The organism is Mesorhizobium sp. M0208 (assembly GCF_040322015.1).
Lineage (GTDB): Bacteria > Pseudomonadota > Alphaproteobacteria > Rhizobiales > Rhizobiaceae > Mesorhizobium.
Window position 1 is genome coordinate 16313 of the sequence record NZ_JAMYSP010000048.1, and the last position, 20767, is coordinate 37079.

General features: G+C 58.2%; 17 protein-coding genes and 2 pseudogenes. 8 read left to right on the forward strand and 11 right to left on the reverse strand.

The annotated features are described in order from the left end of the window. Positions 1-2 precede the first annotated feature (2 nt). Positions 3-563 (reverse strand): hypothetical protein, encoded by a 561-nt coding sequence (locus NKJ17_RS29945; protein WP_352691371.1) that lies wholly within the window; start codon positions 561-563, stop codon positions 3-5. Then, positions 560-1681 (reverse strand): dsDNA nuclease domain-containing protein, encoded by a 1122-nt coding sequence (locus NKJ17_RS29950; RefSeq protein WP_352691372.1) that lies wholly within the window; start codon positions 1679-1681, stop codon positions 560-562. Before NKJ17_RS29950 ends, NKJ17_RS29945 begins: the two co-directional genes overlap by 4 nt. Before the next feature lie 592 nt (positions 1682-2273). Between NKJ17_RS29950 and NKJ17_RS29955 the strand changes: the two genes are divergently transcribed. Beyond that, the gene (locus NKJ17_RS29955; protein ID WP_352691374.1) at positions 2274-2864 is read left to right on the forward strand and encodes a hypothetical protein; all 591 of its coding nucleotides are present in this window, start codon (positions 2274-2276) and stop codon (positions 2862-2864) included. An 899-nt stretch (positions 2865-3763) separates the two neighbouring features. Here the strand turns inward: NKJ17_RS29955 and NKJ17_RS29960 are convergent. The 3 genes from NKJ17_RS29960 to NKJ17_RS29970 form a co-directional block, all read right to left on the reverse strand. After that, a complete protein-coding gene (locus NKJ17_RS29960) occupies positions 3764-5155 on the reverse strand; it encodes a hypothetical protein (protein WP_352691375.1) in 1392 nt (463 codons plus the stop codon). A 293-nt stretch (positions 5156-5448) separates the two neighbouring features. Then, positions 5449-6240 (reverse strand): thermonuclease family protein, encoded by a 792-nt coding sequence (locus NKJ17_RS29965; RefSeq protein WP_352691376.1) that lies wholly within the window; start codon positions 6238-6240, stop codon positions 5449-5451. Positions 6241-6363: 123 nt separating this feature from the next. Next, on the reverse strand, positions 6364-6843 hold the full coding sequence (locus NKJ17_RS29970) for a hypothetical protein (RefSeq protein WP_352691378.1): 480 nt from the start codon (positions 6841-6843) through the stop codon (positions 6364-6366). 708 nt (positions 6844-7551) lie between these two features. Between NKJ17_RS29970 and NKJ17_RS29975 the strand changes: the two are divergent. Next, a pseudogene (locus tag NKJ17_RS29975) lies at positions 7552-7753 on the forward strand (integrase core domain-containing protein); the annotation flags it as partial. A gap of 142 nt (positions 7754-7895) precedes the next feature. On the opposite strand, the gene gmd reads toward NKJ17_RS29975, so the two are convergent. From gmd to NKJ17_RS29990, 3 genes and pseudogenes are all read right to left on the reverse strand, one after another. Then, entirely contained in the window at positions 7896-8966 is a 1071-nt protein-coding gene (gmd, locus tag NKJ17_RS29980) for a GDP-mannose 4,6-dehydratase (RefSeq protein ID WP_352691380.1), read from the reverse strand. Positions 8967-9106: 140 nt separating this feature from the next. Then, positions 9107-9423, reverse strand: a pseudogene (locus NKJ17_RS29985) (nodulation factor ABC transporter ATP-binding protein NodI); the annotation flags it as partial. 482 nt (positions 9424-9905) lie between these two features. Further along, positions 9906-10277, reverse strand: a complete 372-nt coding sequence (locus tag NKJ17_RS29990; RefSeq protein ID WP_352691381.1) for a hypothetical protein — start codon at positions 10275-10277, stop codon at positions 9906-9908. A gap of 797 nt (positions 10278-11074) precedes the next feature. Here NKJ17_RS29990 and NKJ17_RS29995 point away from each other — a divergent pair. The 5 genes from NKJ17_RS29995 to NKJ17_RS30015 all read left to right on the forward strand — a co-directional run bounded on the left by NKJ17_RS29995 (position 11075) and on the right by NKJ17_RS30015 (position 17587). Further along, the gene (locus NKJ17_RS29995) at positions 11075-12064 is read left to right on the forward strand and encodes a nodulation protein NodZ (protein ID WP_352691383.1); all 990 of its coding nucleotides are present in this window, start codon (positions 11075-11077) and stop codon (positions 12062-12064) included. Between the two features lie 242 nt (positions 12065-12306). Next, the gene (locus tag NKJ17_RS30000) at positions 12307-13722 is read left to right on the forward strand and encodes a mannose-1-phosphate guanylyltransferase/mannose-6-phosphate isomerase (RefSeq protein WP_352691385.1); all 1416 of its coding nucleotides are present in this window, start codon (positions 12307-12309) and stop codon (positions 13720-13722) included. A 668-nt stretch (positions 13723-14390) separates the two neighbouring features. Then, a complete protein-coding gene (locus NKJ17_RS30005; protein ID WP_352691390.1) occupies positions 14391-14675 on the forward strand; it encodes a DUF4917 family protein in 285 nt (94 codons plus the stop codon). Between the two features lie 248 nt (positions 14676-14923). Further along, positions 14924-15382, forward strand: coding sequence for a (2Fe-2S)-binding protein (locus NKJ17_RS30010; RefSeq protein WP_352467057.1), 459 nt, complete (start codon positions 14924-14926; stop codon positions 15380-15382). 3 nt (positions 15383-15385) lie between these two features. Next, a complete protein-coding gene (locus NKJ17_RS30015; protein WP_352691386.1) occupies positions 15386-17587 on the forward strand; it encodes a xanthine dehydrogenase family protein molybdopterin-binding subunit in 2202 nt (733 codons plus the stop codon). A 709-nt stretch (positions 17588-18296) separates the two neighbouring features. Here NKJ17_RS30015 and NKJ17_RS30020 read toward each other — a convergent pair. From NKJ17_RS30020 to NKJ17_RS30030, 3 genes are read right to left on the reverse strand one after another with little or no spacing between them, the layout of a single operon-like run. Further along, positions 18297-19487, reverse strand: coding sequence for a tyrosine-type recombinase/integrase (locus tag NKJ17_RS30020; RefSeq protein WP_352509241.1), 1191 nt, complete (start codon positions 19485-19487; stop codon positions 18297-18299). After that, positions 19487-19750: a helix-turn-helix domain-containing protein gene (locus NKJ17_RS30025; RefSeq protein ID WP_352509240.1), complete on the reverse strand. Its 264-nt coding sequence runs from the start codon at positions 19748-19750 to the stop codon at positions 19487-19489. The genes NKJ17_RS30020 and NKJ17_RS30025 overlap by 1 nt, the downstream gene beginning before the upstream one ends. A 44-nt stretch (positions 19751-19794) precedes the next feature. Further along, a complete protein-coding gene (locus NKJ17_RS30030) occupies positions 19795-20046 on the reverse strand; it encodes a hypothetical protein (protein ID WP_352509272.1) in 252 nt (83 codons plus the stop codon). 360 nt (positions 20047-20406) lie between these two features. Here NKJ17_RS30030 and NKJ17_RS30035 point away from each other — a divergent pair, with 360 nt between their 5' ends. Then, positions 20407-20745: a hypothetical protein gene (locus NKJ17_RS30035; RefSeq protein ID WP_502906584.1), complete on the forward strand. Its 339-nt coding sequence runs from the start codon at positions 20407-20409 to the stop codon at positions 20743-20745. Positions 20746-20767 lie beyond the last annotated feature (22 nt).

Sequence of the window (20767 nt, forward strand, 5' to 3'; positions counted from 1 at the left end):
ACTCATGGGGTGATAACCTGACCGAGGGTGCGCTTGCCGACTTCTTTGTCGAACAGGCGGTAGATGAGATCCTTGAGGAAGGTGCCGGACTTCGAGCCGAACACCTTTTTCACCTCGCGTTGGCGGGTGATGAGATCTTGGAAAGACGGCCTAGCGGCAAGCGCCTTGGCCCGCTCCTTGCCCAGGGGCGACAGAGCGATCTGGTAGGACTGCTTTTGCTTGGTCACGATGATCAACTGCTTGGCCTCGAGTACGCCGAGCACCTGATAGTACCGTTTATCCCAAGGTCCGTAGTGGTGCCGCACCATCGAGGATTCCACGGCGTCGGCCTCGCCGGTTGGCGCCTTGACCGCCTTGTCGACCGCGGCGCGCGCTGCTTCAAAAAAGTCGGGATACCGGGTGAAAAAGTCCAGCTTGGCCATTTTCGTCAGGCCGTCGATCCGGCCGGATGTGCCACAGACGTGCATCAGGAGCAGCAGTCTCGCGGCATGAAACTCAAGGATATCATCGGCCGCGAGCGGTAGGCTCGCCGGTTGCCTTCCGAGACGGGCGAGCGACTTCACAAGACAACCCTGTCGAAACGCAACAAGCATCGATCCGCGATGTCATAAAGGCAGCCCTTGAGGAACGCGGCCTGATCTTTGGCCCCGCTCGGGCGCGCGGCGTTGAGGGCATTCATCTCCACCAAGCAACGGGCATGGAACTGGGGTCCTTTCAGATCGAGGATGCCTGCGGCGAGGTCGGCGCTGAGCGATTGAACCGCGGATTTGACCTGTTCTTGCAGTACTTCTGCAGTTTCCGGCTCCATGTAGGTCGCAGTTCGGACCTTCGCGGCATAGCCGAGGCGAAGGTCCACGGCCATGGCGATGAGCGATTCCGGAAGGTCGGCCGCCTTCATCTTCTCGGCGAGCGCACCACCGGAAGGACGTGCGCCTTGCGCCAGTTTAGCGAGCCGTTGCTGCCACCAACCAACGGCTTCCGCGCGCGTGACTATCTTCCGGGCCTTGTCGGGGATCCATTTGGCGTCGCCAGCCGCCTTGACCCAAGCGCGCATCTCGGTGAGGAGCACATTTATCTGCTCCAGCAGCAGCGGCTGGCCCGCCGTTTCCGCGAGACAGAAAAGCCGAATGGTGTTGGCCTTTTGAACTGTCTTCAGATCGTGACGCACGTCCCAGAGACAGTTCTCCAGCCAATACCTGCAGTCGTTATTCTTCGGCGACCTCAATCCGGGGAAGCGGGCATTCAGGGCCGACTCCAGCGCCGTCAGAGCGTCGCAACCGGGTCTCCGGCCATCCGCGCCGAAAGCGTAGGCGAGCGGGGCCAAGTCGGAAATGACGGGACGAAGGGTTATCATACGGAACGAGGCGACCTCATCGTGTTGATCGCGCCCGAGTGACGTCTCGAAGATCGACGTGCCCACGGCGTCCTTCTTCTTGCGCTGGCAGATGTCAGCGACCGACCAGAGCTTATCGGGTTCGCCGGCTTTAACCTGAACGAACTCGGCCGTCGGCTTGCCTTGGGTTGTGCCCAAAGCGCGAACGAGGATCAGATCATCGTGGGTCTCGAAGTGGATTTTGGTTAGGCCCGCATCTTCGATCATATCGAGTAAAAACCCGACTGCGATCTCATCCTGATAAGAGAAACCCTGTCTTGCGACGGGGCCGCCCTGCTCCTTGGGCATAGCGTTGTCGATCGACGGCCAAGTATTTGGTTGCCGCGCTGTCGCCACAGTCTCAAGCAAGACACGTCAGCCGGAAATTATAATTGTGCACAGTCCCCTCCCACTGCATCGTTTGCATGGACTTTAATCGCAGACTTGGACCTCTCACAAGTGCGCTGGCGACTAGGCGCGTTTTATCGTGCTAGGCTGCCTCAATCGAAAGTGCCGGATGAACCAGATCCGGATCCACTTAGATCAATCTGGGCTTCATTCCAAGAGCCGAGGTATGGACTGACAGCAAGAGGTCAGGACCTTCTACTCGGCCGCCGCCCTTGGGGGACCGCCCCCAAGCGAACATTCCGCGTTCGCTTGGGGCCCCATTCCCAAACCTTATACGCGCCGGCTTAACGGCAGCAATCGATGTTCTGACGGCAAAAGCAGCCACTCTGTTGTCGGCCCCTCATCAACCGTGGGAAATCATTTCTCGGCTTCAGCAGGCCGGGCAGATGCCAACGGCCTAGTCGGGGTGGTTTGCGGAAGGTCGGCTTTCTGCCTATCGTTTGTTGAAGCAGACATCTATATGCTGTTGGATAATTAACCGGGGGGATGAAGATTGCCTACTTCAGAAGTTGTGGTCAGTTTTGGCAGTAGCGTGGTTGCGCTTTTGGGTGGCGGCGGGGTTGTACTTGTTGCTATCTGCGCATTTATATCTCAATTCATCACAGATCGTACAATAGAGGGCCATAAAGCCACGCTCAATGCAGAGCTAGAGCGCCTCAAAAATGAGCTAGCAAAAGAAAGTGAACTGCACAAACTCAAGCTTCGGAAAGCAGAAATTCTTTTCGACCGCGAGCTTGAAGCTGTAGCCGAGTTCGGTACACTTTATCGCCGAATAACGCCCAGATACTCTCATCCCGATATGGATTGGGACGATGCTTGCGCCGATGTCGCTAGCCGCTTCTCTACAATCGAGGAGCAACTTGAAAATTACCTAACCAAGCACGCTCCCGTATTATCCGAAGCGTTGCGGGAAAAGCTGCGTCATTGCAAGACTACGGCATCGCACAACAAATTTATGGAATATGAGATGCCAGAAGATCAAGCTACATCCACTACCAAGGCTGAGGCAGGTAGGCTTCTGGAGGAATTACAGAATGTCGAGAGTGGTCTATTCGCATTGGTTAGAAACGAAACGCGAGATTAGAGTTTGTGTGCGGGAGCCTCCTTTACGGAGTGCCCACCGCATTTGTACGCTCTCGATCTGGTATGGCCCCTTCAGAATCTTGGCGAGCCGGAAAGTCGATACCCTCCGGCGAAGGCCGCCTTGCGAGGGGACGGCACGGTAGCGAGGCTGCGCTCTTAAGGTCGTCCTTACGAGCGAAGTTAGCAGCACAGCATGAGCCATATGACGTTATTGACCGGCCGGAGCGGCGGCGTCGTTGGAGTGAAGCGGATCAGTGCCGGATATTGGCGGCGGCATTCGCGGGCCGACCAACTGAAGCGTCTGAGCAGCAGCGCCAGGCCCGGCTGGTGGCGCTGTCGGGGCAGAACGAGCTGCCAATGATACATTTACGTCTACGCCGTTCACACTCCGCCGAGAGTAACACCACGCTCGGTCCCAGGTTTGGTCGTTCTCATCCTTGAAGTGGTGACCTGTGATTAACTCCCAAGTGGTGCCTTGGAACTCGACGTTCTTGGTGGCGAACTTGTTGAAGTCGACGGTCACCACGTCAGGCTTGGTAGGGACGTCAGCCTGGGCGCCTGCTCCTGAGTTGGCTTTGGAGTTGGAACAGGAATAGGCGGCTCATCTTTTGGGGAGGTGAGATCGCTTGGCTGCTCTATGGTCGGCAAAGCCGCCGGCTCCGGCAAGGTTTTGTCCCATAGACCAAGATTGATGCCTAGCCCAATCCCGACCGCCGCCACTGCAATGGCTCCGCCAGTCGCCATTCGGCGAAAGGCGGTCGCTCGGGCTGTCTTCTCTTGGGCCGCGGCTTGAGCCTGCAAGGTTGGAATCGCTGACCTTTTGACGGCGAGATCGACGGCTTGCTCAAGCAGGGTGGTATTATGCCGGACGAGCACTTTTGCGACCCTTCATTGATACCGTCACGAGGTCTGAGACCTCAGGCGGCAAATCCTGGTCGAGGGCCTTGCGAAGGACTTCGGGATCATCGGTGAAGAGCGGAACATAGAGGATCTCTTTGACCACCTTTTCACAGGCACCTCAACCCGCTTCTCAACCTCTTTCTCGACCATAACTTCGACTGGTACCTTAATCGTCCGAATTCGGCGCCACCGCCAACTCAGAAGCATTCTACGGAGCAGCCTGGAAGTCTTGCTGTCTGAATTGTCCTCTTCTCGGGCGGCAATGCGCTGGAGCGCTAGAGCGACCATTGCCGTAATTGGTCCCGCGAGCGCGGCGATGAGCGCGAGCGAGCCGAACCAAATCACAGAGATTATTCCGGCCTGTGCCTCAGTCACCAGTTCAGGTTTGCTGCCGTACCACCGTGAGGCAATACGGCGGACCTGATCTGTCCGCGCCATGGGGATCCGCTCCTTGGCCAAGGCGCTGAGGGCTTTGGCAATCTGGTCCTGTCTGACCTGGTTTTGCGCCGAGGTGTTTGCCTTGTTGGCTTCTGCCGCCTGGGCATCTGCGAGCCGTTTGCCCGCTTCATCCAATCGACGCTGCCAAGCCGCGGCATCACTATCGCGCGTTTGCTCCAGAGACGAACGCCTATCGACAAGCTTCTGCCTCTGGTCAGTAGTCATAGGAGGGCTATTTGCCCGCAAACGATCGAAATTTTCGCGCAGCGCAGCAATCTCTTGATCGAGCGGCTCAATCTGAGTGTCGAACTTGGTGATAATTTTCGTGCGGGGGTTGGCAAGTTTAGCCACTTCCGATTCTAGCCTGCGTGCCGAGTCGCTGTCGCCTGAATCGCGCGCCATCTTGATACGTTCAACAAAGCTGTCGCGTTGGCGCTCAAACTGATCGACAGCGTCTTTAACTTCGCGATCACGCTGTTGAATCAGCGCCGATCGAACCGCGTTTTTCTCCTCCACTTGATCGCGAACACGCGAGGCCTCTGGAGTAAGGGCTTTCGTTCCCTCCAATTCCGCATTGGCCTCGGCAATTTGCGACTGAAAGGTAGCACGCGATTTTTCCGCAAGAGAGGTCAGCTGCTCAATTTCGGAACGGGCTTGATCGACCTGATCGGCTCTTCGACCAAGTTCGTCAGCAGAGGCGAGCTTTGTCGCTTCCTGCTCAAGGGCATCAATCTTGTTTACGAGCTCCTCATAACGCAGCTGACGCAATGCGCCTGCCCTCTCCATCCCCATAAAGACAGTTTCGAAAGTGATGCCTGCAAGGACCAGGAGGAAGACCAAGATTATGGGCTTCCAGAGCCAAGACGCGCTGAAAAGCAGTGTAGCTATCGGTATCTTGGTGAGCTCCGCGATTGCCACCATGAGAAAGGGTGCACTGGCGAGCGTCAAATCCATTGCAGTGACAGACTCGCTTGCAGAAAACGCTTGTACGCCTAATGCTACACCTGTCGTAAGACCAATCGCTGCGGCCGCAATCTCTAGGGCCCAGGCACCACGGTAGGTCCACTGGCCATAGCTTGCCAGCTTTGACTCATCACAGTCTGCATTTTACTCGCCCCCCCGACAGGGCGACATCACGCCTTGATCGCCTGGCAGTATACACTTAACGGTTTTGAAAGTCTTAGTTAAGCCGTCTTCTCTCTATTGTCACAACAACTTTTTCTGCCCTTCAGATATTGAATACCTCGTCAAAAAATGGGGTTAGCAGACCGCGCCGCCCATGCATGGTCTTCGTTAGATCGGTGTAAGCGGAAAGCCGAACAGGCCGTAGCGCGCATTTCAGCTAGCAGAGTTTCGCATGGGATCCCATCCTTGTCGCGATCGAGTTTTCCGCCCCATGAGCAGTTTTGCAGGTACCAGTTGGCTTCGTCGCAGGAACCGATCTGCTTGCACGTTCTCCGCGGCTCGCAAGAATAGCCGCTCTGCGCGACCAGCTTACGGCTGATGATGCCCAGTGGGCGGCTCGACGGCGCCGCGCCGTCGGCGTGCGCAGCGCGCCATTCCCAGGGTGCCTGAAACGTCCCGGCCCACAGGCCGATCTTTGAGGCTTGGGCTTGCGCCTGCAGCCCCGCATAGGCGCCCTGGCTGTAGCGAGGCCAATCCAGCGCCTGGCCGTGCTCGACCATCCAGGCGGCTACGCCCGCGCCGTCAGCGCGCCGACAATCGCCGACAAAGCGGTGGTAGCGGTCCCATGTCACGAATGTGCATTCGAGCGGCCTCGACGCGGCCAGGAAAGTGTCCAGCGCTTCGGCCGATCGCCGGCCGCAAGGATACTCGGCGCCATTCGCATCGCGGCACGGCTGCCGGCTCTCTGGCGCGTCGATGCCGTTGAAGCGGACGCGCTGGCCGTGGATTTCGATCGTATCGCCGTCAATGACGGAAGCGACACCGGTAAGCGAGGAGGGCGCCGCCCTTCGTGGGCTGGCCTTTGATGCATCGTCGCTACGTTGCGCGCCCGACGGCGCCAGGAAGGCGGCCACTGCCGCCGCTGCCGTAAGACTGAGCATTGCCGGCACGCTCGCAAGTTGGCGCCGCCACAGCTTGGCACCGGTGGGTCTCTGCCACCGATTGGATCGATATTTGCGGTATGGCCTGCTCATCCGCTACGCCGACCAGCCCGGCCATGCGCTGTCGACCATGGGCAGGCCGGCGCAATGGTAATCGTCACGAAACCGCCCGGTGGACCGGTCGCGGCAGCGCCAGATAATGCTGTAATTCTGGCCATAGAATTGGTCCCACGCGACGCCATAGGTTTGTGGTGGCGGTGGCCGGTAATATGTTCCGCCTCCATAGCCGTTGTTGGCAGCGACACCCACAGCTGCGCCGCCGACAGCCGCGATCGCTATGCCTGTCGCGACAGCATTGTCGGTTTGCACAAGCCTGGTGCACTTCTCTGCTGTTGCGCCCCTGCGCACTAGAAGGGCCGCTACCCGACTACGATACTGTTCGTCCGTGCTGCTGGCGAGAACGTGACATAGCGCAACGGTATTCATTGCCGTGAGATCGCTGTCCGACACGACAGTGCTCGTAGAGCAGCCGCTGACGCACAGGGCTGCACTTGCGATGAGTGCTCCAATTTTCATGTGAATTCCCCCAAACAAATATTGGGGCGAGTCCGACCTAGAAGTCCAGAGTTTTTCACATTGTTACGATTCACAGCATGCTGCGGCTAACTGGCATCCACTGCAACCAACCCTTCCGCCGGTCGTTGACTGATGCTGGGTTGATCTCAGCCACTCCAGAACTTGCCCGCTGGCTCAAAACCGGCGGGCTTTTTTCCGCGACGCCGGAAGGCTCTATCTCCCCGCATGTTGTGGTACATCGGCACGCCGTCATCGGGCCGTGCCGTTGACCAAGGTGGTCCCTCCGCCATGGTCGGCGGCGCAGCCTTGACCGTCCGCGCTGGCCATCCCAATCAAGCCCGCTGGCTTCGGTCGGCGGCTTTTTATTTGATCCCCGGCGCCGTCGGCTTGGATCTAGATCCAAGCCAGTGCCGGATTTGAAGGTAAGCTGCGGCGGTATGATCGCACTTCGCGCGGGACGGACCGTTGGTGTGCAGCAAGAGTGCCGAGTTCATCCGGCCAAGATTCTGCACTAGGCCGAGGTAGGTGAAGGCAGATACCTTCCGGTAATCGCTGAGATATTGGAGATAATGTTCCGCCATGGAGGTGTGTACCCGTATTATAACTTTCCAAACTTCATGTACGAACGCCGTGGACGAGCTGCTGTGTGCGCTTGCCGTAAATCGCTTCCGCGAGTTCACAGTCACAGGTTGGCTATGACCCTAACGCGAGAGCTTCAACGGCCCCTTCGCGATGAACTCCTCAACGAGACGCGGTTCACGTCCCTGGCCCAGCCCCGCGCGAGACTCAATGGCGCGCCGATTACAACGGCGCGCGTCCACACTCGCAGATCGGATGGCAGACACCCAACGAATTTGCATCGACCTTCAACCCGCGACGGTCGCTCGCGCTGCGCAACGTGAAACGCTCCGCGCACGACTGGATAAAATTTGGGGGAAACGTCAGGGCGGCCATAACTTTGCAGTCATCAGACGCGAGGCGGCCTACAACAGCGCTGCCCACCATACGCTTGTGGCCCGCGACCCACACGGCTTTGCCCTTCATATCGTACATTATGCTTCCTTCATGATTACCGATGTCTGCATGACCTTGAGGTCTTCCCGCACCATTTCCGCGGCAAGCTCGCGCACGGATGTTTCATGCACCCAGCCGAGCTTCTCCTTCGCCTTGGTGGCGTCGCCCAGGAGAAGATCGACTTCCGTGGGGCGGAAGTAGCGTGGGTCTACCTGGACTAGGCATCTGCCGGTCTCGACATCATAGCCCTTTTCGTCGACTCCCTCACCACGCCATTCGAGCTCGACGCCGACATCTTCGAAAACCCATTCGACGAATTGGCGGACAGGGGTCGTCTTGCCCGTCGCCAGCACGTAATCATCCGGTTGATCCTGCTGCATCATCATCCACATACCACGCACGTACTCATGCGCATGGCCCCAATCGCGTTGAGCATCGAGATTGCCGAGATAAAGCTTGTCCTGCTTGCCGAGGTAGATAGCAGCGGCGGCGCGGGTGATCTTGCGCGTCACAAAAGTTTCGCCGCGCAGTGGGCTTTCATGATTGAAGAGAATGCCGTTGGAAGCATGGATACCATAGGCCTCGCGATAGTTGACCACGATCCAGTAGGCGTAGAGCTTGGCGGCGGCGTAAGGGCTGCGCGGATAAAAGGGCGTTGTTTCGTTCTGCGGTACGGATTGCACGAGGCCGTAGAGCTCTGAAGTCGAGGCCTGATAGAAGCGGGTCTTGTCCTTCAGACCGAGGAGGCGGATCGCCTCAAGAAGTCGCAATGTTCCGATACCGTCGGCGTTTGCTGTGTATTCCGGCGTTTCGAACGACACCTGGACATGGCTCTGAGCGGCCAAGTTGTAAATCTCGTCTGGCTGGGATTCCTGAACTACTCGGATGAGATTAGTCGCATCAGTGAGGTCACCGTAATGCAAAATTAGGCGCGGATCGGAATCGTGCGGGTCTTGGTAAATGTCTTCGATGCGACCCGTGTTGAAGGAAGAGGAACGTCGCTTAATCCCATGAACGATGTAGCCTTTTTCCAGCAGAAGACGGGTAAGATAGGCGCCATCCTGTCCCGTTATGCCCGTAACCAGAGCAACTTTCCTGTTCTCGCCCATTTTCTTCCTGCTCTATTGTAGTTAAGTTTCGAATCTGGCTCGACACACCGCCAGCAAACTGCGGCCCGCCTCATACCCTATGGTAGGATTTCGACAGATGCGGCGCGGAGCTCGTCATTGACAGTGTCAGCCAGCGAGCACACCTGCTCCTGCTTCGAGGCGTAGCAAAACAGAGTCTCGCCGCTAACCTGCCTAAGTCGCACATGCGGCCTGAGTGCCGCACTCAGCTCACGGGGTGAGCGACATAGATTTCAATCACGTCGCACCCGATTTGCTCATCAATCAGCGAGTGAGGACGCCCTTCTGGGATTCTACGTCCGTTCTCAAGCACGCACATTCGGTTGCATAGCCGCTCCGCTTCTTCCACGAAGTGGGTGGCCAGTAGAATCGTCTTGCCCTGCGCCAATAGGGCACACAGCCGTTCCCAGATAAAATGGCGAGCATGTGGGTCCAAGCCACACTAGAACTCCACCATCCCTCTTTGCGCTGACCAAGTAATCTTTGCCTGCGGCGTCTTCTAATGGAAATTGTTTTGATCAGTGAAATCGATTGTTTGGATGAGGCGCATCCATAATATGGATTGTTTGACAGGTCAGCGCGGCACCATCGGCGGCACAAAGTCGTGGGTGCGAGGTTTCGCTCCGCGCGAAGACAAAGTTCGTGTCAGTCGGGGGCTTCGGGCGAACCGCACATCTGAGACGGCGGCGAAAAGCGCGGGTAGGGCATTACGTATTGACCTGTATGAATTTCGGGAGGCGAGCCCGAAAACGGTGGCTGGGCTTCAACGATGGGCGGGACGAGGCGACCATCAAACTGTGTTTCGCGCTATAGGCAATCGCAGTGCGGCGAATTTGAACGGCTGCCTTTGCCAGCCCTCGCCATCGCATCGGGCGAAGGTCGTAGCTTCGTTTCCAGGTACCGAAGATCTTCTCGATCCGACTACAAATTCTGTGGATCGGTTGGTCCAGGCGTCGAGCTTTCGGCCTCGTCGCGCCCCCACGTACCGGTTGCGACGATGCGCGGCCTTCCACCCTTGGCGCCCACCGTCGCCGAGATGATTGCCTCAGTAGGCGCTGTCGGCAAACACTTCGCCGGGATTGTCGGGCAGAGCATCAGGAACGGCCTTGTCGTCCTCGGTGTAGGCGCCGTGACGGCGATCTCATCGACAAGGGCCGTATCGGCGTAGGCACCGACATGGGCTTTGAAGCATTGAAACGCTGGTCGGCCCTTGTGCTTGACCCAATCGCCCTCTTCATCGTCTTCGCCGGCCGAGGCGATGATCGCCGCATCGACAGGCGTGCCGGTCTTCACCTGGATCGCTGAGCTGGCGGGTGATCTCGGCGAACAACAGGGTCATGAACCTCAACGGCCTTGAAAACGGACGAAAGCGGGTTCGCACAGGTGTCGGCTCCGACACCGAGAACCCGCAGAACCGTCGGAACGATCCTCCACATAGCTGCAGACGCCAAAATTCCTCTCTCGGCCGTCGTCGCACAGCATCGCGTGCCAGTCGCTCAGTCCGGCCGGATCGAAAGCTATCCGGTCGACACGAGTTGCGCCATGTTGGCGCACTTGAAAGCGTCAGAGGGCGCCGGCGCATCTTTCGCTGGGACCGGAAGCGTAATGGCCATAAATGACGTGGATGGCCTGTGCCTGACATTCGACGGCTGGCGGGTTCTGCACATCCGTCCTTCAGGAAACGCCCCGCAAATGGCATGTTACGTTGAGGCAGTTAAGAATTGGACTTGAAAAAGGGAGTTTGTGGACTGCCTCGACCGGCTGTTTCGCTTAGCAAAGCGCGGCCCCACGTCAGTAGAGGCTCATGGTCAAGGAACGCCTTAGTATCCATCACATGGATGGGCCACATTCACGCAATCAATTTTACACATGTCGCCTGGCGTATTAGAGAACGCTGAATTTAAACCGGAAGCGAGTGTACCCGGCGTTAAGATTTGCGAGCGTCACAGAGATAAGGATAGGCAGTGCTGAGGGAGCTCTTCTGCCCCACGCGCAGCCTCTACCAAATCGCCCGGCGTAACGGTCGACTAGTATCGATTAAGAGATCCCAAGCCAGATGCAACCTCGTCTCTGAAACGAGATTTCCGAAAATGCAGGTCAGTGGATTGGTAAAGCGCAGGTTCGTCGTCTCTCAGAGGCGTACGGGGTTCGGTGATTGTCTGTGGTCGCTGGCGGCCGCTTGGCGCTACGCTCAGCGGTCGGGACGAACGCTAGCCGTCGACTGGCGCGGGTCCTGCTATCTCGACCAACCCTTCACAAACGCCTTTCCGGTTTTCTTCCAACCGATCAATGACATCGCTGGCGTACCGGCTATTTGCGACGACCGGATCAACGACTTTTCCTTCCCGGGTCCATTCTTCCCGGAGTGGTGGAATAGGCCAGCGATCGACTGCCTTTACCGCCCAGATGAGCAGATTTTCCAAGAGCGCGACGAGTTGGGCGAGCTCTTTCAGGCCGAACAGGATGTCGAAGCGAACACAGTAGTGTGTGACGCTTGCTTGATGTGGCGCTGCGATGAGGATGCCGAGCGGCAGGTCTTCCAGAGTGTCAAGCCTCGGTCTGAAATTCAAACACGCATAGATGCCATTTACCAAGAATGTTTTGAGGGGCACAGCATCATCGGGGTTCATGTTCGACATGGTAACGGTGAAGACATCATGGAGCATGCGCCCTACTGGGCCGATCCGGAGTTCGCCGTTCGACAAGTGTGCAGTGCGGTTGATAAGGCTAAAGCGTTACCGCACCCCAAGCCTGTGCGGCTGTTCTTGTGCACGGACAGCGCGCAGATCCTGGATCACCTGTCGGCCAGGTTTCCCGATCTTCTCACCGTCCCCAAGCATTTCCGATCCGATCAAGATGGCCCCTTACACACTGCAGCACTTGGGATTGACGGCGGAATTTCCGCCCTCGTTGAGATGTATCTTCTCGGGCGCTGCGATACTGTAATTCGGTTTCCTCCGACGAGCGCCTTTACACGATATGCACGCCTTTTCGCACCACGCGTAATTGAGTTCGATCTGAAGGAGCCAAGTCGTTTGATTTTGATAGAGGACAGCCAAAGAATCTCTGGTCTCAGTTAAGACCCGCCACCTGCACAATTCGGCGGATGCAACCAACAGGCATAGTTGAATGTCCATTTCTCATCGCAGCCATGGAAGCGTCGTACGATACCGATAGCGTCGTCATCTGAGGCCGTTCGGCAACGCGCCAGAACTTCGCTGTTACTCGGAGGCCGCAGACCAAGCCAGAGCGACGGCGATCGTGACGCTAACGCTCGAAAGGGCGCGGGCAATCACTCCAGAGACGAAATCGAGGTTGTTTAATGAAAGTGGTTCCCGTCATCATCAGCGGTGGAGCCGGATCGCGGCTATGGCCCGCTTCGAGGCAATCGCACCCCAAACCTTTCCTTAAAGTAGCAGATGGACATTCTCTCTTTCAGCACACTGTGCTGCGCGTCGGTTCGATAAAGGGCGTAGTGGAACTCGTCGCCGTGACATCTGGGGAACACCTCTTCCTTACCAAGGACGAGTTCGACGAACTAGATTCCGTGGTCCTGCCACGCACCTTTCTGCTCGAGCCTGAAGGCCGGGATACGGCCGCAGCCGTTGCGGCAGCCGCCATCCATGCCAAGGCAACGCAAGGCCCTGACGCGATTCTATGCGTCTTCCCAGCCGATCACATGGTTGGCAACCTGCCTGCATTTTTAGACGTCATGTGCCGGGCCATCGAACATGCGAAGCTCGGGCGGATCGCCACATTGGGCATCACCCCAACCAGACCGGACACGGCATTCGGCTATATCGAAGCGGATGGTGAGAAAGTCGTCCGTTTCGTTGAAAAACCGGATCTGGACACAGCCAAAGCCTATGTCGCGTCCAAGCGCTTCTTCTGGAACGCCGGCATTTTCTGCTTTAGCGCACAAACCATGCTCGACGAGATGGCATCGCATTGCCCCGCGGTGATCCAGGCCGTCTCCGACAGCTACGAGAACGGCCGCTTCAGTCAAGGCGAAGGCTTTGCCAAAATCGAACTCGCGCCTGAGCATTTCGGCTCCGCCCCGCGAATCTCGCTCGACCACGCTGTCATGGAGAAGACGAACAAACTTGCCGTGGTTGCCTGCGACATGGATTGGAACGACATCGGATCCTGGAACGCAATGGCCGATTTGATCGCCCCCGACCAAAGCGGGAACAGGATACGCGGCGATGTGCATATGGTCGACACGACCGGCAGCTATGTGAGCTCCGACAAGCGCGTCATCGGCACGGTCGGTGTCAGCGATCTGGTGATCGTCGATTCCCCGGACGCTTTGCTCGTCGCATCCCGCGACCGCGTTCAGGACGTCAAGAAGCTGTTCGAGGGCCTCAAGGCTTCAGGACATGAAGCTCACCTGGTCCACAGCACGGTACACCGGCCGTGGGGTACCTACACGGTTCTCGAGGAAGGCGAGCGCTTCAAGATCAAACGCATCGAGGTGAAGCCCGGTCGGCGGCTGAGCCTGCAGATGCACTATCATCGTTCGGAGCACTGGGTCGTGGTCAGCGGCTCCGCGAAAATCGTCAATGGCGAGCAGGAGCTGTTCCTGGCGACAAACGAATCAGCCTACATCCCCTGCGGCAATAAGCATCGGCTGGAGAACCCAGGCAGAATTGACCTGGTGATCATTGAAGTGCAGAGCGGCGATTATCTCGGCGAGGATGATATCGTTCGCTTCGACGACGTATATGGTCGAACGTAGATTTCACCCGCGTGACGAGAACGGTCAACGTGTCGCTGACTAATTACCACTAGGAAGCCCGTCTGCCCACTCAGGACCGGATGCTTGTGGAATCGGGAATTGACCAAGGCAGCGGCGAATGACCGCAATCGGCATCAGGGGTGGGACAAATCAACCGGAAAAGACCGGAGAGCATAGTAACGCAACACAGTCCCACTGTCGAATAGCCTTTGATATTTCTGACTTTCCAAGCACCCTCAGGGCCGACCAAAATTATATCAATGGCTTATGGCCGACTTCGCTCTGAAGTGGGCCAAATCGAGCTCGCATTCCCGCAGCACTCAGTTTGATTGTTTTCGTTGAAAACGAGCAAGGACAGGGGGAGGGCGATCTTGTGCTGGCTTCTATGTGTCCAATCTTGCTCCTGTTCGTCGTGTGCAGCCACATAGCGCGGCTATCGCGAGGCTGGAAGGCCTCCGATCGATAGGTGCGGCGAACGGCGGCAACGAGGTGCTAATAGGATGGCTGAGCGTATGATCGAGAATACCGCAGCTGCGGTCTAGCGCGAAATGCAGCGTCTGTGACTCATGGGTCATTGCAGCGCGATGAACCGGAAATCATGACCCTAAGCCGCCCTTCATCAGCCCACCAGCGCCCAGAAGAAGGCGAAGATCCGTCACAATGCCTACCTGTACCAAGGCTTCAAGCAGTTCACCGCGAATGTGAAGACCGCCAGCCATTGCTTCTTCATTTTCGGCCCTTCGCTCGCTACGAATGACGACCACATCCTTAACCGCATAGCGCGTGGCAAGTTTCGTAAGCTCTGTGTTGGCATCTATGGTGAACCAGCATCCGCGGATAACCAGCGGATCATGAACCACGCGAACGAGCTAGCGGTGCAGCGCAACGAAAAATCGCCGCTTGATGTCGTCTTTTATGATGCTGCTACAGTTCATGTCTGGGGTTCGGCTTAGAAGCGGAATGACTGCCAACCAGGTCATCGAGCCGGAAACTGACCGGCCGGTCGGCCCAAAAATGACATTCAGTTGCCTCCAGCCTTTCGACACGAGCCACTTCACGATCTCGCGATTGCCAGCTAGCGGCTTGTTGCTCGAGCTGCGCGATCCTAGTCTGTGGTCGCTATGCCTCAGCAATAAGAATCCGGTTCCTAGCCGGGCGGAGGCGCAACGAGATAGCCAGCTCAGGACAAGGAGAGCAAACCATGGTCGCTTTTACCCTCAATGGCGAGGCGCGAACACTCGACGTCGATCCAGAGATGCCGCTGCTCTGGGCGATCCGTGACGGCATCGGACTCACAGGAACGAAATTCGGTTGCGGCCTTGCCCAGTGCGGCGCTTGCACGGTTCACGTTAACGGCATGCCGACGCGCTCGTGCCAGACCGCAGTCGGCGACATCGAAGGAGCCTCGATCACCACCATTGAGGGCGTGTCGGGCAAGATCGGCGAAACGGTCCAGGCCGTGTGGGCCGAGTTCGACGTACCTCAATGCGGCTATTGCCAGTCTGGCCAGATCATGTCGGCCGTGGCCCTCCTGACAGAGACGCCGAAGCCGACGGACGATGATATTGATTCGGCGATGAGCGGCAATCTCTGCCGCTGCGCCACCTATCATCGCATCCGCGCGGCCATCCACGAGACCGCCAACCGGCTGGAGACTTGAGGCATGTTGCAGTTTCTCCCGAAGCATAATGCCGTGGGGCCTACGCGCCGCCAGTTCCTCCTCGGCACGGCCGTCACCACCGCGGGCCTCGCCGTGGGCTACCGGCTAATGATGGCCGCGCCCACCAACGCACAAACGACGCCTGCAACGGTCCAGGCGAACCCCTTCCAGACCTATGTCGAGATCACACCGGAGAACCGAATCGTCGTCCACTCGTCGCAGTTCGAGATGGGACAAGGCTCCTATTTCGGCATCGCCACCCTGGTTATGGAAGAGCTCGACGGCGCCTGGGCGCAGGTCCACGTGGTCGGCGGATATGGCAATACCGCGCTCTACGGCAATCTCGCCTGGGGAGGGGCCGCGCAGGGAACCGGTGGCTCCACGTCGATGAGCTCGTCGTGGGAGCGCTACCGCGAGGCGGGTGCTGCCGCACGGGCCATGCTGGTGGCGGCCGCGGCGCAGCGGTGGGACGTGCCAGCCGGCGAGATCACAGTCGCTTCCGGGGTCGTGTCGCACGCCTCAGGGATGCAGGCGCGCTTCGGTGACCTGGCTGAAGCCGCAGCGGGAATGCCGGTTCCCGACGACGTGCCGCTAAAGCCGCGCGACAAGTGGGCCCAGATCGGATCGGACAGCCTCAAGCGCTACGATTCCGCCGGCAAGACCAATGGCGCGCAGACCTACACGATCGACCTCAAGATGGATGGACTCAATACGGCCGTTATGATCCATCCGCCGAAATTCGGCGCTGAGATCGAGAGCTTCGACGCCTCCAAGGCCAAGGCACTCGACGGCATTGTCGATGTCGTCCAGACGCCGCGCGGCATTGCCGTGGTCGGCAGGGACATGTGGACGGCGCTCAAGGGCCGCGATCTCGTGGAGGTGACCTGGAACGAAGACAAGGCCGAAAGGCGCGGCACGGCCGAGATCATGGCCGAATACACTAAGGCAGCAGACGATCCGGGCGCGGCCACCGCGCGCGACGACGGTAACACTCCCGCAGCGTTGGCCAGTGCTGAGAAAGTCATCCAAGGGCACTACGAATTCCCCTATCTTGTCCATGCTTCGATCGAGCCACTCAACGCGGCCGCCCGAATCAACGAAGACGGCACCATCGACGTCTGGGGCGGACACCAGATGCCCGATCTTTATCAAGCGGCTGCCGCTCAAGTAGGCGGCACCACGCCGGACAAGGTGAGGCTGCACGTGATGAAGACCGGCGGCAGCTTCGGCCGCCGAGCGGTCTCGGACGCAGATCTCATTATCGAAGCTGTTTCCACAGCGCGTGCACTGGGACCCGGCAAGTCAGTGAAGGTGCAGTGGACCCGCGAGAACGACATGCGGGGTGGGCGGTACCGGCCGGTCTATGTGCACGCAGTCAAGGCGGGGCTCGACAAGGAAGGCAATGTCGTCGCTCTCCATGACCACATCGTGGGCCAATCGATCGCGGGCGGTTCGCCCTTTGCGGCGATGATCGAGAACGGCATCGATCCGACCTCCGTGGAGGGCGCCACCAACCTGCCCTATGCGATCCCGAACCTGAAGGTCGAGCTGACCACGACGGACGTGAACATCCCAGTGCTGTGGTGGCGTTCGGTAGGCTCCACCCACACCGCTTACGCAATGGAAACCCTGATTGATGAGCTCGCCGCCGCTGCGAACCGTGATCCGGTCGATTTCCGCTTGTCGATGCTCGGTCACCATCCACGGCATGCCGGCGTGCTGAAATTGGCTGCTGAGAAGGCAGGCTGGGACAAGCCTCTGCCGGAAGGCCGTTTCCGCGGCGTGGCCCTGCATGAAAGCCTCTCGACCTATGTCGCCGAGGTGGTGGAGATCACCTTCAACGATGCAAATGATTTCAAAGTCGACCGCGTCGTCTGCGCGGTAGATTGCGGCACCGCGATAAATCCTGACCAGATCCGCGCTCAGATGGAGGGCGGTATCGGCTTCGGGCTAGGCGCGATCCTCCAGGAGGAGCTGACCCTGACGGGCGGTGTCATAGACCAAGAGAACTACGACACCTATACGCCGCTCAGGATCGAGCAGATGCCGCGCGTCGAGGTGCACATTGTGCCGTCCGACGAGCCGCCCACGGGCGTTGGCGAGCCCGGTGTGCCGCCGATCGGCCCGGCCGTCGCCAACGCGCTACGGGCGGCGACGGGCAAGACGATCCGCAAGCTGCCGATCATAAAGAACTTGTCAGCATAGCCGGGAATGACACCATGAAAACGGCCGCGATGAAGATCGCGGTCGTAGGTCGTTTTTGAACGCCTCCTGACAGGCGATCACCTCCATTCGATCAATTTCCGGCGGCTGCCCGGTCCAATATCCGGTTTAGAGACGGTAACCCGTGTTCTGAACGACCGCAGACGGTCGTTGGTGCTGGTAGCACTGAAGAACCGCTTTCGAGACGCAAATGCCGCACGCAAATGTCTCGAAAGGGTCAGGCTAGAGACTTTTGTACCACCTATTGCATGTCTGCTATCGCTTTCTGGGCGCGAGAAGCGGCCGGTCCTCTGACGGCCCCATAACAGGACATTGATGTCTTCGCGCTGAGCGTCAGCAGTTGGCTCTACCGCGACCTTTCTCAGGAAGGCTGCACACCGACGCGATCTTCCTTTCACCTTGCGCAAACCTCCCTTCCGAGGAGGCGTTCAGTGCGTCGGCTTGGTGGACTGAGGCACTTCTGAGTGGGACAACAACATTGAAAAATATTGGAAAAGATTTGAATGCTCTGAAGTCCCACTGATCTCTTACCAATTGATTTTTATGGCTTTCTGAATACCCTCCGGGCCCACCAAAATGTTTGATTTCATTTCGAAAAAGTGGCCTCGGCCCAAAACGTTTTGGGCCCATTATGGGCCCAACAAAAAAGGGCGGCCGATAAGCCGCCCTGCACCGGTCCGATTGAAACCATTCATTTGATGACGCGCAGCGGCATCCGTTGCTTCATGGCGTCGCGTTTCGCCTCCCGCTCGTTGATCGCGCGGGCGATATCGACGGCCATCCGCTTCTTGTTCGCCTCCCGTACGTACGCGTCCGTCACCGTCATCGAGGAATGTCCCATGGCTTCCATAATGGCGCGTGCCTGGATGTTGCATTCGGCGAGATACGTGCCGAAGGTACGCCGGAGCCCATGCAGGGTGTAGCCCTCCGGAATGCCGGCCTGCCTGTTCCAGTGCGCCATCATGCCGGTGAGGCTTTTTTCCGCAAACGGACGCCCATAGGCGTTCCTCAATACCGGTCCACCTTTCGAACGGTCTAGCGGCTCCAGAGCCTGCGCCAGCTTGTCCACGATGGGGATAAACACTTCCCTGCCGCCGTGGCGGTTTCGGTTCTTTTTCTGCCGAAACTCGAAGGCCTCGATCAAAACCAGCGAGCCATCGAACAGTTCGATTTCCTCGCTGACCAGATCTTCCCATTCCAGTGCGGCGATGTCGCCGCGTCTATTCCCGAGCCAGAAGCCGAGGGCGTAGCAGGTGCGCGCCGCCGAGCCGACTGCATGGCGCGACTCGAACTTTTCACGAATGGCCATCGGCCACCCAGGATTGGCCGTCGATTTGGGAATGCGAACGCGAATTGACAGCGAAGGATCGTCCTGCGGCTTGATCCACTTCTCAACGTCAATCGCCACCCAAAGGAGCTTTTTGATCGCTACCAGCAGATGCTTTGCGACTGTCCGTCTGGTGCCAAACACGCCTTCGATAATCGCACGCAGACGGTCGGCATCGAGATGCTCGACCGGCGTGTCGCGCCAGGTGAGCGGATAGGCGGGATCGACCTTCATCTCAAGGAAGCGTTCAATAAGCCGAGCATTCTTGTGCTGGGTGGCTTGGTCGAAGTCCAGCCATTCCATCGTCGATTCAAGCCGGCGGGCAGCATGACCGAAAGTCTTCGGCAACGCCCGTCCAGGCAAGTCGATGATGACGCCCTTTTGACCTTGGCCTTGAGTTGCCCGTTCATAGGCGGCCTCGAATTCTGGATCACCTGGCCGGCCTGGAAGCCGAATTTCGGGTATTCCCTTGCCGCGGTAACGATAGACGAGCTTACCGCTTTTTAGGCGCGACGAGACTCCGGGATATTTGTCATCCTTGAATGGCCGGCCCATTAAGCCCTCCTTCCAGCCTTCTGCTGTTCCAAGCGCCGGGGCACCTCGATCGTCGCCGGAGGCGAAGGGCTTTTGCTCTCCATAGCGACCCGAAGGAGCAACGGGTAGGGGAAACCTCGACCTTGCTCTATGCCCTCATATGTGCGCTTCGGGATGCCCAACAATTTCGCTGCGCTTTCTGCCGTGAATCCTTCTCTTGCCCGCCAAGCTTTCACATCTCGCGAGAGCTCGTCTTTATCATTGACGTCAACCCGTTTGCTCACATGGAAATCATACTACGTCGACAGCGTATACGCAATCTGCGTAATCATTTACGCCTAGCACTTTTTCCGCTTCGTTCCAAAAGCACCCGGAGACCACTCTCTTTGTCAGGCAAAGACGAAAAGGAGCTATCGAGGGTGACACGATCCCAGATCGTGCGACTGTTGACGAGCTTAGGCTTCGGCATGCGGCCATCGCCGACCATCTCGTCAAATAGCGTCGGTCCAACGCCAACGTAGCGCGCTGCTTCCTCGCGAGAGAGACCACGTGGAGGATAAGAAATCGCGTCAGCCTTCACAGCCGTCAACCCGAAAAGTACAACCGGCAGTGGGGTGAAGTCTGGCGAGTCGGTTACGCTGGTCACACCGTTCGTCCGCGGATCCACCAAGCCAGACATCCCGCGCCGCGCCAATTTGGAATGCGACCTTTTCTTACGAATGCACATCGCTGTTAGGAAGATGTCCCCCACGTAGGGTTCGGAAAACGGCGGCAATGGCGTGCAAATCGGAACGGTTGACGTCAGAATGCTTGCCCACCGCTCGCGAACGAGGCTTCGCTCAGGCGCATCGACCGCTGATCTTCGTTTTGGGATTGCATTCGCCATTGTCGCTTAGCCAGCGACGAGCAGTTGGCTATCTTGCATAGCATACGGACCGCCGTGGGCCCGGCCGACGGCACGGGTTTGGCGACGACGTTCGCGTCCACGACGCCGGATCAGATCCTCCGCGACATCAACGGCCAACTGACCGGCATCTTCGCCGGCATGCTGGGCGTTGAAATCACGGATACGCTGCTCCAGAAGCAGGCGGATGACCTTGGCATCGAATATGCCAGGAGCGTCTCGACCGAAAAGCTGAAGGAACTCGTCGACGCTAAGTTGGCGGAATGCCTGGATGGTTGCGGCGGCGGAGGCCGCCCGTTTGGGACGGACGGCCCTTGTTTTCAATCCTTCAAGGCGTCTCGGATCTTGTCCTTCGCCTTGCCGAAACCTTTCTGAAGGCTGCCTTCGGCCTTATCAG

Bases quoted from the DNA above. Each gene is read 5' to 3' on its own strand.
- NKJ17_RS29950 (WP_352691372.1), bottom strand. From the start codon at position 1,681: ATGCCCAAGGAGCAGGGCGGCCCCGTCGCAAGACAGGGTTTCTCTTAT.
- NKJ17_RS29960 (WP_352691375.1), bottom strand. From the start codon at position 5,155: ATGGATTTGACGCTCGCCAGTGCACCCTTTCTCATGGTGGCAATCGCG.
- NKJ17_RS29970 (WP_352691378.1), bottom strand. From the start codon at position 6,843: ATGAAAATTGGAGCACTCATCGCAAGTGCAGCCCTGTGCGTCAGCGGC.
- gmd (WP_352691380.1), bottom strand. From the start codon at position 8,966: ATGGGCGAGAACAGGAAAGTTGCTCTGGTTACGGGCATAACGGGACAG.
- NKJ17_RS29995 (WP_352691383.1), top strand. From the start codon at position 11,075: ATGCAGGTCAGTGGATTGGTAAAGCGCAGGTTCGTCGTCTCTCAGAGG.
- NKJ17_RS30000 (WP_352691385.1), top strand. From the start codon at position 12,307: ATGAAAGTGGTTCCCGTCATCATCAGCGGTGGAGCCGGATCGCGGCTA.
- NKJ17_RS30010 (WP_352467057.1), top strand. From the start codon at position 14,924: ATGGTCGCTTTTACCCTCAATGGCGAGGCGCGAACACTCGACGTCGAT.
- NKJ17_RS30015 (WP_352691386.1), top strand. From the start codon at position 15,386: ATGTTGCAGTTTCTCCCGAAGCATAATGCCGTGGGGCCTACGCGCCGC.
- NKJ17_RS30020 (WP_352509241.1), bottom strand. From the start codon at position 19,487: ATGGGCCGGCCATTCAAGGATGACAAATATCCCGGAGTCTCGTCGCGC.